This is a genomic window from Azoarcus indigens (genome assembly GCF_004361735.1).
Lineage (GTDB): Bacteria > Pseudomonadota > Gammaproteobacteria > Burkholderiales > Rhodocyclaceae > Azoarcus > Azoarcus indigens.
The window spans coordinates 51107-66744 of record NZ_SNVV01000009.1 but is presented as its reverse complement, the minus strand read 5'-3'; the positions used below and the strand labels follow the sequence as shown (position 1 = coordinate 66744).

At 66.7% G+C, this 15638-nt stretch carries 9 protein-coding genes, 2 tRNA genes and 1 pseudogene; 9 read left to right on the top strand and 3 right to left on the bottom strand.

Annotation, left to right across the window (positions count from 1 at the left end):
- Positions 1–99: 99 nt before the first annotated feature.
- Both C7389_RS11685 and C7389_RS11680 read right to left on the bottom strand, forming a co-directional pair.
- A tRNA-Leu gene (locus tag C7389_RS11685) sits at positions 100–184 on the bottom strand.
- A gap of 202 nt (positions 185–386) precedes the next feature.
- A tRNA-Leu gene (locus C7389_RS11680) sits at positions 387–471 on the bottom strand.
- 164 nt (positions 472–635) lie between these two features.
- Between C7389_RS11680 and rnr the strand changes: the two genes are divergently transcribed.
- From rnr to C7389_RS11650, 6 genes are all read left to right on the top strand, one after another.
- On the top strand, positions 636–3437 hold the full coding sequence (rnr, locus tag C7389_RS11675; protein WP_133591851.1) for a ribonuclease R: 2802 nt from the start codon (positions 636–638) through the stop codon (positions 3435–3437).
- Positions 3430–4188, top strand: coding sequence for a 23S rRNA (guanosine(2251)-2'-O)-methyltransferase RlmB (gene rlmB, locus C7389_RS11670; RefSeq protein WP_133591566.1), 759 nt, complete (start codon positions 3430–3432; stop codon positions 4186–4188). The genes rnr and rlmB overlap by 8 nt, the downstream gene beginning before the upstream one ends.
- 80 nt (positions 4189–4268) lie before the next feature.
- Positions 4269–5564: a nitrate regulatory protein gene (locus C7389_RS11665; protein WP_133591564.1), complete on the top strand. Its 1296-nt coding sequence runs from the start codon at positions 4269–4271 to the stop codon at positions 5562–5564.
- Positions 5565–6002: 438 nt separating this feature from the next.
- Entirely contained in the window at positions 6003–7262 is a 1260-nt protein-coding gene (locus tag C7389_RS11660) for a CmpA/NrtA family ABC transporter substrate-binding protein (RefSeq protein ID WP_133591561.1), read from the top strand.
- 38 nt (positions 7263–7300) lie between these two features.
- On the top strand, positions 7301–8248 hold the full coding sequence (gene ntrB, locus C7389_RS11655) for a nitrate ABC transporter permease (protein WP_246034724.1): 948 nt from the start codon (positions 7301–7303) through the stop codon (positions 8246–8248).
- 11 nt (positions 8249–8259) lie between these two features.
- The gene (locus tag C7389_RS11650) at positions 8260–9054 is read left to right on the top strand and encodes an ABC transporter ATP-binding protein (RefSeq protein ID WP_133591559.1); all 795 of its coding nucleotides are present in this window, start codon (positions 8260–8262) and stop codon (positions 9052–9054) included.
- Between the two features lie 116 nt (positions 9055–9170).
- On the opposite strand, the gene C7389_RS11645 is transcribed toward C7389_RS11650, so the two are convergent.
- The gene (locus tag C7389_RS11645) at positions 9171–10064 is read right to left on the bottom strand and encodes a choice-of-anchor L family PEP-CTERM protein (RefSeq protein WP_162851722.1); all 894 of its coding nucleotides are present in this window, start codon (positions 10062–10064) and stop codon (positions 9171–9173) included.
- A 610-nt stretch (positions 10065–10674) separates the two neighbouring features.
- On the opposite strand from C7389_RS11645, the gene cobA reads away from it, so the two are divergent.
- The 3 genes and pseudogenes from cobA (at position 10675) to C7389_RS11630 (ending at position 15622) form a co-directional block, all read left to right on the top strand.
- On the top strand, positions 10675–11457 hold the full coding sequence (cobA, locus tag C7389_RS11640) for a uroporphyrinogen-III C-methyltransferase (RefSeq protein WP_133591555.1): 783 nt from the start codon (positions 10675–10677) through the stop codon (positions 11455–11457).
- Between the two features lie 30 nt (positions 11458–11487).
- Positions 11488–12702: pseudogene (locus C7389_RS11635) on the top strand (NAD(P)/FAD-dependent oxidoreductase); the annotation flags it as partial.
- Between the two features lie 109 nt (positions 12703–12811).
- Positions 12812–15622 carry a nitrate reductase gene (locus C7389_RS11630; protein WP_133591847.1) on the top strand — a complete coding sequence of 937 codons (2811 nt, stop codon included), beginning with the start codon at positions 12812–12814 and terminating at the stop codon, positions 15620–15622.
- Positions 15623–15638: the final 16 nt, after the last annotated feature.

Here is a 15638-nt window from a genome sequence, read left to right as displayed (position 1 = left end):
TCGAGCGCGCGAAACTGGCGGTTGCGGGCGAGTTCCGCTTGGGCGGAAAGTGGTCGCTCAATGCAAAAAGCCGACTCGAAGTCGGCTTTTGCTTGAAACTGGTGCCCAGAAGAGGACTCGAACCTCCACGCCTCGCGGCGCTAGTACCTGAAACTAGTGCGTCTACCAATTCCGCCATCTGGGCAAGGACCGCGATTATACGGGGCTTCCGCTTGCTTGGGAAGTCGTGGATCGAAAAAAGTGCGCAGTCGTATCCTGATTGCGCGGAGGTGAAGCCGACGCTCGGTCGAGCGATGACATTCACCCTCAAGGCTGCAGCAGCCGGTAATACCGAATGTGGCCGGAAAACAAAAAAGCCGCTCTGGAGAGCGGCTTTCCTGCGAAACTGGTGCCCAGAAGAGGACTCGAACCTCCACGCCTCGCGGCGCTAGTACCTGAAACTAGTGCGTCTACCAATTCCGCCATCTGGGCAAGAGCCGCGCATTATAAGTACGAAAAGAAGAATGTCAATGAGTCGAAACACGAAAAAACGAAACGATAGAAACAAACCCCACGGCCAGGCGCCAGCCCGTTCCAGGCAGGCCACAGAGCGGCGGCAGCCGGCCAAGAGTGGTGGCTTCAAGAGCACTACCCAGATGAGCCCGGTCCGTCGGGCGGATCCCTTCTTTGAACGGGAGTCGGCCAAGTACGACTATCCACTGCCCAGCCGGGAGTACATCGAGCAAGTGCTGGCAGAGCGGGGCGTGCCGCTGTCCTTCCCGGCGCTGGTCGATGCGCTGGATATCCAGGGCTCCGAAGTCGAACATTTCGAGCGCCGCCTGCGGGCGATGGAGCGGGACGGGCAGTTACTGCGCAATCGGCGCGATGCCTATCTGTTGCCGGACAAGGCGGATCTCATCCGTGGCCGGGTGGAGGGGCACCCGGATGGCTATGGCTTCCTGGTGCGCGACGACGGCGGTCCGGACGTTTTCCTCGGCCCGAAGGAGATGCGGGAAGTGCTGCATGGCGACCGCGCCATCGTGCGCATCGCCGGACAGGACCGTCGAGGCCGCCCCGAGGGCAAGCTGGTCGAGGTGCTGGAACGTGCCAACCGTCGGGTGGTGGGGCGGGTGCTGAACGAGCATGGTGTGTTGCTGGTTGTGCCGGAGAATCGCCGCCTTGCGCAGGACATCCTGATTGCACCCGGCGGCAAGAAGCCGGAGCCTGGTCAGGTCGTCACCGTGGAACTGGTGGAGCAACCAACACGCTATGCGCAGCCGATAGGGCGTGTCGTCGAGGTGCTGGGCAACTATGCCGACCCGGGCATGGAAATCGAGATCGCGTTGCGCAAGCATGAACTGCCCTTCGATTTCAGTCCGGAGGCAGTGGCCGAGACCCGCAAGCTGCCGACCACGGTGCGGAAGAAGGATTGGGCAGGCCGAGAGGACCTGACCGCTCTCCCGCTGGTGACCATAGACGGCGAGACGGCGAAGGACTTCGACGACGCGGTGTATTGCGAGCGTCAGGGCGGCGGCTACCGGCTGATCGTCGCCATCGCCGATGTGTCGCACTACGTCGTCGCCGGCAACGGCCTGGACAAGGACGCCTACGAGCGCGGCAACTCGGTGTATTTTCCCCGCCGGGTGATCCCGATGCTGCCGGAGAAGCTCTCGAACGGTCTGTGTTCCCTGAATCCACAGGTCGAGCGCCTGGCGATGGTGGCGGACATGAACATCTCCGGCAATGGCGCTGTTGCCAACTATCGCTTCTATCCGGCGGTGATCTTCTCCCACGCCCGCCTCACCTACACCAAGGTGGCCGCAGCGTTGTACGAGAAGGACGCGGCGACACGCGCGGAACTCGAGCCCCTGCTGCCGCAACTGGAGAACCTGGATCAACTGTTCCGGGTCTTGCTCAAGGCGCGGGCGAAGCGCGGGGCGATCGACTTCGAGACCACCGAAACACGGATGATTTTCAATGACAACGGCAAGATCGAACGCATCGTGCCGGAGGTGCGCAACGATGCCCACCGCCTGATCGAGGAGTGCATGCTGGCGGCCAACGTCTGCGCTTCCGATTTCCTCGCCAAGAACGAGCATCCGGCGCTCTACCGCATCCACGAGGGGCCTACCCCGGAAAAGCTGGAGAAGTTGCGTGGCTTCCTCGCCGAATTCGGCCTCAGCCTGGGGGGCGGCGACGAGCCGCGTGCCGCCGACTACGCCAAGCTGCTGGAAAAAGTGAAGGACAGGCCGGATGCGCAACTGCTGCAGACGGTGATGCTGCGTTCGCTGCGGCAGGCGGTCTACAGCCCGGACAACGTTGGGCACTTTGGCCTGGCCTACGAGGCCTACACCCACTTCACTTCGCCGATCCGCCGCTACCCGGATCTGCTGGTCCACCGTGCGATCAAGGCCGTGCTGGCACGTTCGGAATACCACCCGGGAGACTGGGAGGACATCGGTCTGCACTGCTCGATGACCGAGCGGCGTGCGGATGAGGCTACCCGCGATGTTGTGGCATGGCTAAAGTGCTACTTCATGCAGGATCGCGTCGGCGAAGAATTCACCGGCAGCGTCTCGGCAGCGGTACCCTTTGGGCTCTTCGTGGCACTGGACGACATCTTTATCGAAGGTCTGGTGCATATCTCGGAGCTCGGTAGCGACTATTTCAATTACGACGAAACCCGGCACGCGCTGGTGGGGCAACGGACGGGCAAGCAATTCAGGCTTTCCGACCGGGTGCGGATACAACTGATGCGCGTGGATATGCAAACGACGAAAATCGACTTCCGCCTTGTGGAAGGCCCCTTGCTCGCTCAGGAGAAAGCTGAAGTGGCACAGCAGGAAAAAGGAACGCAGAAAGCCGTCGCCGCCGTGGGCGGCAAGGCGGCCACCAAGCCCGCGGCCACCAAGCCCGCGGCCACCAAGCCCGCGGCCACCAAGCCCGCGGCCACCAAGCCCGCGGCCACCAAGCCCGCGGCCACCAAGCCCGCGGCCGCCAATTCGAAGAAGCCCGTCAAGGCATCTGCGGAGAAGGTGTCGGATAAGGCGTTCGCCAAGGAAATGGCCGCGGAAGTTGCTCGGCTTCCGGAAGCGGTCAGCAGTGAACTGGTGGTTGCCGAGGTCGTGCGTCAGCCTGCGGCGAAGAGCGCCAGAAAGACGAAGGCGGCGGCCCCGGGGGCCGTCGCCGAGAAGGCTCCGGCCAAGGCCGAGAAGGCGCCGGCCAAGGCCGAGAAGGCGCCGGCCAAGGCCGAGAAGGCGCCGGCCAAGGCCGAGAAGGCTCCGGCCAAGGCCGAGAAGGCTCCGGCCAAGGCCGAGAAGGCTCCGGCCAAGGCCGAGAAGGCGCCGGCCAAGGCTCCCGCCAAGGCTCCCGCCAAGGCAACAAAGGCTGCTAGCAAGCCCGCTGCGACGGAATCCGCCGCGGCCAGCAAGTCGAGGAAGGGAAGCCGGGGTGGTTAACAAGAGTTCCGAAGGTGCAGCTTCCCGTCTGATCTATGGCTTCCATGCGGTGTCCGCCAAGTTGCGGCACGCGCCGGAGGCCGTTTTCGAGGTGTATCTGTCGGGAGACCGCAAGGACGCCCGGGTCAAGAAGTTTGTCGCGGCCGCGGAGGCGGCCGGGGTCAAGCTGGTTCCCAGCGAAGGGGATCGGTTGGATGGCATGGTCGGAACCCGCCGCCACCAGGGGGTGGTGGCGCGGATCGACGCCACCCGGCGTGAGTTGAAGCTGGCCGATATCCTGGATGGGCTGGATGAGAACGCGCTCATCCTCGTCTTGGATGGGGTGCAGGATCCGCACAATCTGGGTGCCTGCCTGCGGGTGGCGGATGCCGCCGGTGCGCATGCGGTGGTTGCGCCCAAGGATCGCGCGGTGGGCCTGAACGCCACTGCGGTGAAGGTGGCCAGCGGCGCCGCCGACACGGTGCCTTACATCACTGTGACCAACCTGGCCCGCAGCCTGCGTGAGATGCAGGAGGCGGGGGTCTGGGTGGTGGGGGCGGCTGGCGAAGCGGAGAAATCCGTCTACCAGGTGGAGCAGAAAGGCCCGCTGGCCTGGGTACTGGGTGCGGAGGGCGACGGCCTGCGTCGCCTCACCCGCGAAACCTGCGACGAACTGGCGCAGATTCCGATGCACGGCAGCGTGGAGAGCCTGAACGTCTCGGTTGCGAGTGGCATCTGCCTGTTCGAAGCCCGCCGTCAGCGCAGTCTTTGACCGTTCCCTGTTGCGATGATGTGCATGATGTTTGCTTCTCCGGTGCCGGGTTGGCCCGGCTTCAAGGGGAGAGCAATTAGATGAAATCAGCGCTGGAATTCCTCGTTGCAGCCAAGCGCTGCGAAATCCACGGGCTGGACCAACTCGCCGTCACCAGCCAACTGGTCGGCAGCATCGGTCGGCTGGTGCATTTACTGCAGAAGGAGCGCGGTGCCTCCAATATCTTCCTCGGCTCGGCTGGCGCACGCTTCGGCGAGCAGCGCCAGCGGCGGGCGGCGGAAAGCGTCGAGGTGGAAGCTGCAGTCCGGGCCCGTTTTGATGAACTGGAGACCGACTCCGGTCGTTTGAGCGGCGGTGTGCGCTTGTTTAGTCGCATTGCCTATGTGCTGCATGGGCTGGACGCCTTACCTGAATTGCGCGCGCGTATCGCCAAACTGGCCTTGCCGCCGGCTCAGGCGACCGCTGCTTTCACCGAGCTGATCGCCGGCCTGCTGGCAGTAGTGTTCGAGGCGGCCGACACGGCCAGCGATCCGGTAATCTCCCGCGCCCTGGTAGCCTTGTTCAACTTCATGCAGGGCAAGGAGCTGGCCGGGCAGGAACGCGCCACCGGTGCGACCGCCTTTGCCGGGGGGCGTGCCGACGCCACCCTGCAGCAGCGGCAACTGCATCTCATCGAAGCGCAGGACCGCTGCTTCCAGATCTTCTCCGACTTCACCGAGGGCGACATCCTGGCCTACTGGCGTACGGTGGAAGCCTGCGGTGAGATGGCGGAGTTGGAACGGTTGCGTCGGGTGCTCTGTACTGCCCCCGCGGGCGGGCCGCTGGATCCGGAGCTGAGCGATGCCTGGTACGACTGTTGCACCCGGCGCATAGACGGCATGAAGGCGGTGGAGGACAAGCTCGCCGCCAGCCTGCAGTCCCTGTGCGCCGCCAAGTCGGCGGAAGCGCATGCCGATCTGAACGATCAGAAGGCCTTCCTCGATTCGCTGTCCGCGGGCGTCCCCACACCGGCGGCCTCCTTCGCGGTGTTCTTCGACAAGCCCCTCAACGGCGAGGCGCCGCAGGCGCTGATAGCCGCCGACGGCTTCGGTCCGCAGTTGGAGCGCTCCATCCTTGACATGGTGCAGGCCCAGTCCCGCCGGCTGCAGGCGATGAGCGACGAGCTCAATGCGGTGCGCGGCGCGCTCAACGAGCGCAAGGTCATCGAGCGCGCCAAGGGCTTGCTGATGGCGCACAAGGGGATGACCGAGGACCAGGCCTACAAGCTGCTGCGGCAGACTGCGATGAGCCAGAACCGCCGCCTGGTCGAAGTGGCGGAGGCCACCCTCTCACTGGCCGATTTCCTGCCCGGAGCGCGTAGCGGACGCGTAGTTTAAGACCGGCCGGCCGGGGGTGACCGGCCTTTTGCCCGCGGGGTGGTTGCTGCCGACACGGCAAGGCCTTCCCTGAATCGCCGACATAGAAGGCCACCTGGAATCAGGGGGGCTTTTTGTTTGCCCGAAATCCGTTCTCGGAGTCTGCACCGCTCGCGTGCGCCTGCCTCGCATGCTGCACTGCGTCAGTGCGTTGAGAGGACTGCCCCCAATCCCCTGAACACCTTGCTCTCCAGCAGTGGCAGGCCATTCCGCCCGGTCAAGGGTATTGGCACGGCTCATGCTATTCAGAAGCCGAAGCTGAACCAACGGCGGTTCGGCGTTCGTTGAAGCAAGACCTACCGAACATTGGACAACGGCGTCCATTTCCCATCCGTGCTGACGCGCGGAGCGGAGATGGGCGCCGTTTTCGTTTTCCGGACCGCATTCAAGGAGTCGAGCATGTCGAGTGAAAGCACATTGGTACCGGCGCTATCCCGCCGCGATTTCATCAAGGCCGGTGCCGCCCTGGGTGGCAGCGCCCTGTTCGGCAGTGCTTTTCCGGGTGGTGCCTGGGCAGCCGGTTCCGATGCGCCGGAGAAGAAGGAGATCCGCGTCGGCTTCATACCGCTGACCGACTGTGCCTCGGTGGTGATGGCCTCGGTGCAGAAGTTCGACGAGAAGTACGGCATCAAGATCATCCCCAGCAAGGAGGCGAGCTGGGCCGCGGTGCGGGACAAGCTGGTATCCGGCGAACTGGATGCCGCCCATGTGCTCTACGGTCTGGTGTATGGCGTACACATGGGCATAGGCGGCAGCCAGAAGGACATGGCGGTGCTGATGACGCTGAACAACAACGGCCAGGGCATCTCGCTGGCGACGCAGATGAAGGACAAGGGCGCGGTGGACGGCCCCTCGCTGAAGAAGGTGGTGGCCGCCAGCGCGCCCGGCACCTATACCTTCGCCCAGACCTTCCCCACCGGCACCCACGCCATGTGGCTGTACTACTGGCTGGCGACGCACGACATCCACCCCTTCAACGACGTCAAGACCATCGTCGTGCCGCCGCCGCAGATGGTGGCCAACGTGCGGGTGGGCAATATGCATGGCTTCTCGGTGGGCGAACCGTGGAACCAGCGCGCCATCATCGACAAGGTCGGCTTCTCGGTGGCGACCAGCCAGGACGTGTGGCCGGATCACCCGGAGAAGGTGCTCGGCACCACGTCGGACTGGGTGGCGAAGAACCCCAACAGTGCGCGCGCGCTGACCGCCGCCATTCTCGAGGCCTCGCGCTGGATCGATGCCTCCCAGTCCAACCGCCGTACCACCGCCGAGACTATCGCCGCGCGTTCCTATGTGAATACCGACATGGACGTGATCCTCGGTCGCATGCTGGGTCGCTACGAGAACGGCCTGGGCAAGACCTGGGACGACGCTCACCCAATGCAGTTCTTCAACGACGGCGCGGTGAACTTCCCCTACCTCTCCGACGGCATGTGGTTCCTCACCCAGCACCGTCGCTGGAAGCTGCTGGACAAGGAGCCGGACTACCTCGGCGTGGCCAGGGCGATCAACCGCATCGACATCTACAAGCAGGCGGCGACGGCGGTGGGGGTGTCCCTGCCCAAGAGCGAGATGCGCACGTCCAGGCTGATCGACGGCGCGGTCTGGGATGGCAAGGAGCCGGCCAAGTACGCCGGCGCCTTCAAGGTCCGCGCCTGAACGGCCGGACGGACGGCAGCGACTAGGAGAACGACATCATGAGCGCAGCAGCGATGACGGATCAGCCGGTGAAGGAACTGGGCGAGGGCGAGGCCGGCAAGGCGGTTGAAGCCGGACGGGTGGCAAGTTACAAGCCGGCGGTTGTCGGCGCGCCGGTGATGGCGGCCGCCCCGGCACCGACGGGTGCCGGCCTGGGAGAGCGCCTGCAAGTGGCGCTGCAGGCCTTGCTGCGGGCGTTTGTACCGCCGGTGGCTGGTCTGGCCCTGCTGATCGGCCTGTGGCACCTGGCGACGTTGAACGGCGGCGGCATCCCCAGTCCGGGCAAGACCTGGGACGCGGCAGTGGTGCTGTTCTCCGACCCTTTCTACCGCGAGGGCCCCAACGATCAGGGCATAGGCTGGAATGTGCTCGCCTCGCTGCAGCGGGTGGGCATGGGCTTCGGCATCGCCGCGCTGGTCGGCATTCCGGCGGGCTTCCTGCTCGGCCGCTTCGCCATCCTGTCGCGCATGCTCAACCCCATCATCAGCCTGCTGCGGCCAGTGAGCCCGCTGGCCTGGCTGCCCATCGGCCTGCTGGTGTTCCAGCGCGCCGACCCGGCCGCCACCTGGACCATCTTCATCTGCTCCATCTGGCCGATGGTGCTCAACACCGCCCAGGGCGTCACCCGCGTGCCGCAGGACTATCTAAACGTTGCCCGCGTACTCAAGCTGTCCGAATGGAAGGTGTTCACCAAGATACTGTTTCCGGCGGTGCTGCCCTACATGCTCACAGGCATCCGGCTCTCCATCGGCACCGCCTGGCTGGTCATCGTCGCGGCGGAGATGCTCACCGGCGGTGTCGGCATCGGCTTCTGGGTGTGGGACGAATGGAACAACCTGAAGGTGGAGCACATCATCATTGCCATCTTCGTCATCGGTATCGTCGGCCTGGCGCTGGAGCAAGCGCTGATGCTGCTGGCCCGCCGCTTCAACTACGAAAGCCGCTGAGGAGCCGCACCATGAGCAAGAAGATCGTCCAGATCGAAAACGTCGGCCAGACCTTCGCCACCAAGAAGGGCACCTTCACCGCGCTGCGCGACATCCACCTCGACATCCACGAGGGCGAGAGCGTGAGCCTGATCGGCCACTCCGGCTGCGGCAAATCCACGCTGCTCAACCTCATCGCCGGCCTCACCCTGCCCAGCACCGGCGTGATGCTGTGCGAGGGCCGCGAGATTGCCGGCCCCGGCCCGGAGCGGGCGGTGGTGTTCCAGAACCACTCTCTACTGCCCTGGCTGACCTGCTTCGACAACGTCTACCTGGCGGTGGAGCGGGTGTTCTCGGCCAAGGAAGGCAAGGTGAAGCTGAAGGAGCGCACCCGCGAGGCGCTAGCGCTGGTCGGCCTCAGCCACGCGGAGAGCAAATACCCGCATGAAATATCCGGCGGCATGAAGCAGCGCGTAGGCATCGCCCGGGCGCTGTCCATGCAGCCGCGCATCCTGCTGATGGACGAGCCCTTCGGTGCGCTGGACGCGCTGACCCGCGCCAACCTGCAGGACGAGCTGATGAAGATTCTCGCCGCGACCCGCGCCACCATGGTGATGGTGACCCACGATGTGGACGAGGCTGTGCTGTTGTCCGACCGGGTGGTGATGCTGACCAACGGCCCGGCGGCCACCGTAGGCGAGATCCTGGACGTGAAACTCGAGCGGCCGCGCGACCGGCTGGCGCTGGCGCATGACCCGGTGTTCGGCAACTGCCGCGCTGCCATCATGGAGTTCCTGTACCAGAAGCAGCTGAGGGTAGCTGCCTGACGAAGCCGAGCGGAGACCAGCCGGTGGATGGTCGCTGGTTTGACCGGGCAGAAATGAAAAACGCCGGACCGCCTTGCGGGCGATCCGGCGTTTTTTTATCCGGCAAGCCGGACTTCTCAGTCCTTGCGGCGACGGGCGCGCAGCGCACCCAGGCCGGCGAGGCCGACACCCAGCAGACCGAGAATGGAGGGCTCGGGAACCGGGTTGATGATGCCGCCACCGCTGCCGGTGCCGGCGCGCAGGCCGCCAATGAACACCGCGCTGTCGTAGATGTTGTCGCTGGTGTCAGCGATGGCGATGGTCAGCGTGTGGGTGGTCAGCGTGGGATCGAGCAGGCCCTGCACGAGCAGGCTGGTGGTGAGGCCGTTGTACTCGATCGGGTAGCCGTCGGCGCCAACCGGGTTGTTCTGGAAATTGGCTTGCGGAATGTTGGAGACCAGCGCGCCGCCCGGGAAGAAGGCGTAGTTAATGCCATCGACGAAGAAACCGAAGATGTCGGTCACCGTCTGTGTAGGAAACTCATCACTGGCGAACACGAAGTTGGCCAGGATGGCATTGAAGCCGGCCTCGACGGTGAACTCGAAGGTGAGGTAGTTCTGGTCGTGGGTGCTCTGACCAGACAGCGCGCTGAGTTGGGCGTTGGAGCCGGTGCCTGGCTGGCTCAGTGCGTTGGAGTAACTGTTGGTGGTGTTGCTGGTGGGCAGGTTGGCATTGCCGGTGGTCAACAGGATGCCGTTGGGGTTGGTAATGGTGGCGCCGGGACCGGAGTTGGGCGACAGGTTGAAGTTGGTATAGGTCGCCGATTGCTCCTGACCAACAGTGGTGCGGCCGACGAAGCTGGCGCTGCCGGCAACCACGTTGATGCCGCTGTTCGCGCCGAAGAGCGCGGAGACCAGGGTGTTGGCCGGATCGGGATCGTTCACCACGTTGATGAACAAGGCGTGAGCCGGAGCGGTGGAGAGCATGGCGGCGGCGCCGATGCTGAGCGATGCGAGAAGCTTGGTCTTCATGAATTTGCCTCGATGCAGAACTGACGGTTTGTACGCTTGGGGTAGAACGGCATGCTTTTTTGTATCAAATGCGAAGCATTTCACGCCGCCTCTAAGCATTAACTGTGCTAGCCATGGGGGGCAAATTTTTTATCGTTTTAAATCAGTTGATTGCGAGATTTTCGCGGCCGATTTGCCCGGCCGGGAAAGGGGCGTTGCAGTGGCACCGTAAAAATTCCCGACAGCTACCCCATTGGAATCAGATGGGAGACCGGTTTGGCGGAGGACTTTCTGCCGTGACGGCGGGCCGGACGGTAGGCTGAACGCGGCCGGATTTGCGAGGTCTTGGTGCGTCAGCCGCCTTGGATGCACCGCAACAGTGCCGGACCCTGGGCCAGAGAGTGTTGTATTTTGATAAAAAAGTATATAAATCAAAGCTTTATTTTTATGAGGGCGAGGCTGGCTCCCAACTTGCTATGTCTGGGCTGCAGCACCAGGGCTGACGCAAAGAGGCGGCAGGTCCCGCTGTAAAGAATACGGACAACGGCGTCCGTCGCATTCCGGGTAGATCCGGGCTGCGGCGCGACGCCGTTTTTTATTGCTGGTCGAGATTGAGTCGGAGGAGGCAGCCATGCCCAAGGTGTCATTGGTCGGAGCCGGCCCGGGAGCCGCGGACCTGCTGACGGTGCGCGCGGCGCGGACCATTGCCGCAGCGGACGTGTTGCTGGCGGATGCACTGGTGGCGGACGAGGTGCTTGCACTGGGACGACCGGGTGTGCGCATCGTGCGGGTAGGCAAGCGCGGCGGCATGCGTTCCACGCCGCAGGATTTCATCCACCGCGCGATGGCGCGCTACGCCAGGCGGGGGCTGAAGGTGGTGCGGGTGAAGGGGGGCGATCCCTTCGTCTTCGGCCGTGGCGGCGAGGAACAGGCCTACCTGGAAGCGCTGGGCATGGAAGTGGAGGTGGTGCCGGGGCTCACCGCCGGGCTTACCGCGGCGGCGGCAGTCGGTATTCCGGTGACCCACCGCGCCTACACCCACGGCGTCACCCTGGTCAGCGGCACCGCCGGTGATGGCTGTAGCGAGCCGGACTGGGCGGCGCTGGCCAAGGGCGGCACCACGCTGGTGATCTACATGGGCCTCAGCCGGGTGCTGAACATCAGCGCGCGCTTGATCGCCGCAGGCCTGCCGCCGGATACGCCGGCCGCCGCCATCGCCTCGGGCACGCTGCCCGGCCAGCGCCACCTCAAGACCACGCTGGCGGAGCTGCCGGCGCGGGTGCAGGCGGAAGGGTTGGCCTCGCCGGCCATCATCGTCGTCGGCGCGGTGGCCGCGCTGGCCCTGCCGGAAACCCGGGCACTGGTCGATGCGCAGCCCGGGCCGGGTGCCGCGCTGCGCGTGCTGGCGGCCTGAGCGCGGCGCGAACGGACGCGGGGATACGAGATGCGCAGGCAGAGACTCGTCATGGTGGGCAACGGCATGGCTGGGGTGAAGACCCTGGAGGAGCTGCTGAAGCACGCCCCGGAGCGCTACGACATCACCGTGTTCGGCGCCGAGCCCCACGGCAACTACAACCGCATCATGCTGTCGCCGGTGCTGGCCGGAGAGATGAGCCTGCCGGACATCATGCTCAACGACCTGGCCTGGTACCGCCGGCATGGCCTCATGCTGCATGCCGGCCACACGGTGACGGCGATAGATCGTGTGCGCCGCCGGGTGCGGGCGGAGGGCAAGGACGGCGAGGTGGTCGAGGCCGCCTACGACCGCCTGCTGCTGGCCACCGGCTCCACGCCTTTCATGCTGCCGGTACCGGGCAGGGATCTGCCGGGTGTGATCGCCTACCGCGACATCGCCGACACCGAGGCGATGATCGCCGCCGCCCGCCGCCATCGCCATGCGGTGGTCATCGGCGCCGGCCTGCTCGGACTGGAGGCCGCAAATGGATTGGCGCTGCGCGGCATGGACGTCACCGTGGTGCATATCGGCGGCTGGATCATGGAGCGCCAGCTCGACCTGCCCGCGGCCAGGTTGCTGCAGGCCACGCTGGAGAGCAGGGGGCTGAAGTTCCGCCTCGGCGCCCACACTGGCGAACTGCTCGCCGGCGCCGATGGCCGCGTCGCCCGTCTGCGGCTGAAGGACGGCGGCGAGCTGCCCGCCGACCTGGTGGTGATGGCCGCCGGCATCCGCCCCAACACTGCGCTGGCCGAAGCCGCGCGGCTGCGCTGCGAGCGCGGCGTCGTCGTCAGCGACACCCTGCAGACGGTAACCGATCCGCGCATCTACGCGGTGGGCGAATGCGCCAGCCACCGCGGCGTCGCCTACGGGCTGGTTGCGCCGCTGTTCGAGCAGGCCAGGGTCTGCGCCAACCATCTGGCCGGCTTCGGCATCGGCTGCTATCAGGGCTCGGTGACCTCCACCAAGCTCAAGGTGACCGGCGTGGACGTGTTCTCCGCCGGCGACTTCATGGGCGGCGAGGGCTGCGAGGAAGTGGTGCTGCACGACCGCGCCGGCGGCGTCTACAAGAAGCTGGTGCTGAAGAACGGCAGGCTGGCCGGCGCGGTGATGGTGGGCGACACCGCCGACGGCGCCTGGTATTTCCGCCTGCTGCGCGAGGGCGGCAGCGTTGCCGCCATGCGCGATCACCTGCTGTTCGGCCAGCAGTTTGCCGAATCGCAGCGCGCCGCGGCTGGCGGGCTTGATCGAGCCGCAGCCGAGGCGCTGTGCGCCTGAGCCCCCCGGACATGCCGAGGAAAACCCAGCGATGGACATGAGCGAAGCAGGGCGGGCCACCCCGGCTGGCGGAGAAAACGGAAAGGGGCGCAGCGAACAGGCCACGGTGTGCTGCTACTGCGGCACCGGCTGCGGTGTGCTGGCGAGCGCCGAGGGCGGGCGCATCACCGCGGTGCGGGGCGATCCGGCGCATCCGGCCAACTTCGGCCGGCTGTGCACCAAGGGCTCGACGCTGCACCTCGCGGCGGCCCCCGGCGGCCGGGCGCTGTACCCGAAGTTGCGTGACGCGCGTGCCATCGTGGGTATCACTGCGGCTACCACCCCTCGCCGCCGCGTCGGCTGGGATGCTGCGCTGGACACCGCCGCCGAGCGCTTCGCCGACATCATCCGCCGCCATGGCCCGGACGCGGTTGCCTTCTACATCTCCGGCCAGCTGCTTACCGAGGACTACTACGTCTTCAACAAGCTCGCCCGTGCCCTGGTCGGCACCAACAACATCGACTCCAACTCGCGGCTGTGCATGTCCAGCGCGGTATCAGGCTACAAGGCCACGCTCGGGGCGGACAGCGTGCCCACCTGCTACGAGGACATCGCCCTCGCCGACCACCTGCTCATCGCCGGCGCCAACCCCGCCTGGGCGCACCCCATCGTGTTCCGCCGCATCGAGGACGCCCGCCGCGCCAACCCGGACGTCAGCCTCACCGTGGTCGACCCGCGCCGTACCGAGACCGCCGAACTGGCCGACTTGCACCTGCAGATCGCTCCCGGCAGCGATGTGCTGCTCTACAACGCCATGCTGCACGTGTTGCTGGCCGAAGGGCTGGTGGACCAGGATTTCATCCGCGACCACACCAGCGGCTTCGAGGCGCTGCAGGCGCAGCTCGGTAGCTGCACGCCAGGTGAAGTCGCCGCCGCCTGCGGCCTGCCGGCGGCGCAGATCGTGGAAGCCGCCCGCCGCTTCGGCCGCGCCCGCGCCGCGCTGTCCCTGTGGTGCCAGGGGCTCAACCAGTCGCACCACGGCACCGCCAACAACGCCGCGCTGATCCACCTGCACCTGGCCAGCGGCCATATCGCCCGCCCCGGCGCCGGCCCTTTTTCCCTCACCGGCCAGCCCAACGCGATGGGAGGGCGGGAGGTGGGGGCGCTGGCCACCCTCCTGCCCGGCCACCGCAACGTCGACGATGCCGCCGACCGCGCCGAGCTCGCCCGCCTGTGGAACATCCCGGCGCTGCCGGCCGCCCCCGGGCTGGCGGCGGTGCAACTGTTCGAGGCGCTGGCCGCAGGCCGGGTCAAGGCGGTATGGATCGCCTGCACCAACCCCGCGCAGTCGCTGCCCGACCAGGCGCGGGTGCGCGCCGCGCTGGCCCAGGCGGAGTTCGTCGTGCTGCAGGAGGCCTTTGCCGACACCGAAACCGCCGCCTATGCCGACCTGCTGCTGCCGGCGGCGAGCTGGGGCGAGAAGTCCGGCACGGTGACCAACTCCGAGCGCCGGGTGAGCCGGGTGCGCGCGCTGGTGCCGCCGCCGGGCGAGGCGCGGCCGGATTGGGTCATCGTGGCCGACTTCGCCCGCCGCCTCGCCACCCGCCTGGGGCGGGATGCTGCCGCCTTCGACTGGCGCGACGAAGCGGCGGTCTTCGCCGAGCACGCCAGCCTCACCGCCGGCCGCGACTGCGACATGAGCGGTTTGTCCCACGCCGTGCTGGAACGCGACGGCCCGCAGCAGTGGCCTTTCCCCGCCGGCGCGCAGCGCGGAACGGCACGGCTGTTCCAGGACAAGCGCTTCGCCACCGCAGACGGCCGCGCCCGCTTCGCCCCCATCGGCTTCCCGGTGGCGCATGCGCTGCTGCCGGAGCCGGTCGATGCCCGTCATCCCTTCGTTCTCACCACCGGCCGCCTGCGCGACCACTGGCACGGCATGAGCCGCACCGGCAAGGTCGCCGCGCTGTGGGGCCACACGCCGCGCGCCGAGGTAGTGCTGAACCCGGCGAACATCGCCGCCCACGGCCTGGAGGTTGGCGAACTGGTGCGCATCGCCAATCCGCGCGGCGAGCTGGTGCTGCCGCTGGCGGCGGACACCGGCATCGCCGCCGGCCAGGCCTGGATTCCGATGCACTGGGGCAGCGCCAGCCTGGCCCAGCCGGGCGCCAACGCGCTGACCTCGCCGGCGGTCGATCCTGCCTCGCGCCAGCCGGCGCTGAAGCAGGCCGCGGTCGCCATCAAGCCGGCCCGGCTGCCGTGGCGGGCGGCCTGGGCGAGGCTTGCGGATAGCCCGGCTGCAGCCTGCGCACTATTGGAAAACCTGCGCCCGCGGCTGGCCGGCTTCGCTTACGCGGCGCTGTCGCTCACTGGCCGGGAGCGCAACGTGGTGCTGCTGGAAATCGCCGCCGAGGCGACAGTGGACGCGGCGGTGATCGCCGCGCTGGATGCCGCTTTCGACTGCGGCGCCGACGATGCCCAGGTGATGACTTTCGACGACGCCGCCCGCGGCATCGCCAAGCGCGCCCGCGTCGCCGGCGACGCCTTGGTCGCGTTGCGGCTGGTGGGCGAGGTGCAGGCCTTCGGCTGGCTGGCCGCCGCCATCGCCCAGGCGGAATCGCTGGCGCCGCTGCGGCGCTGGTTGTTCGCGCCGCTGGCACAGCCGCCCTCGGGGCTGGCGGCGGCCGAGCGCACGGTGTGCAACTGCTTCGGCGTCGGCGAAGGCCGCATCCGCGCCTGCCTGGCCAGCGGTGCCGGCCTTGAAGGGCTGCAGCAGGAATTGAAGTGCGGCACCGCCTGCGGCTCCTGTCTGCCGGAACTGCGGCGCATGGTGGCCGAGGTGGGCCGCGAGCCCGCGACGGCGGCGGCCTGAGGGCGGTAAAGGGGCT

Excerpts from the sequence above, each read along its gene's own strand:
- rnr (WP_133591851.1), top strand. The coding sequence starts at position 636 with ATGAGCCCGGTCCGTCGGGCGGATCCCTTCTTTGAACGGGAGTCGGCC.
- C7389_RS11665 (WP_133591564.1), top strand. The coding sequence starts at position 4,269 with ATGAAATCAGCGCTGGAATTCCTCGTTGCAGCCAAGCGCTGCGAAATC.
- C7389_RS11660 (WP_133591561.1), top strand. The coding sequence starts at position 6,003 with ATGTCGAGTGAAAGCACATTGGTACCGGCGCTATCCCGCCGCGATTTC.
- ntrB (WP_246034724.1), top strand. The coding sequence starts at position 7,301 with ATGAGCGCAGCAGCGATGACGGATCAGCCGGTGAAGGAACTGGGCGAG.
- C7389_RS11650 (WP_133591559.1), top strand. The coding sequence starts at position 8,260 with ATGAGCAAGAAGATCGTCCAGATCGAAAACGTCGGCCAGACCTTCGCC.
- C7389_RS11645 (WP_162851722.1), bottom strand. The coding sequence starts at position 10,064 with ATGAAGACCAAGCTTCTCGCATCGCTCAGCATCGGCGCCGCCGCCATG.
- cobA (WP_133591555.1), top strand. The coding sequence starts at position 10,675 with ATGCCCAAGGTGTCATTGGTCGGAGCCGGCCCGGGAGCCGCGGACCTG.
- C7389_RS11630 (WP_133591847.1), top strand. The coding sequence starts at position 12,812 with ATGAGCGAAGCAGGGCGGGCCACCCCGGCTGGCGGAGAAAACGGAAAG.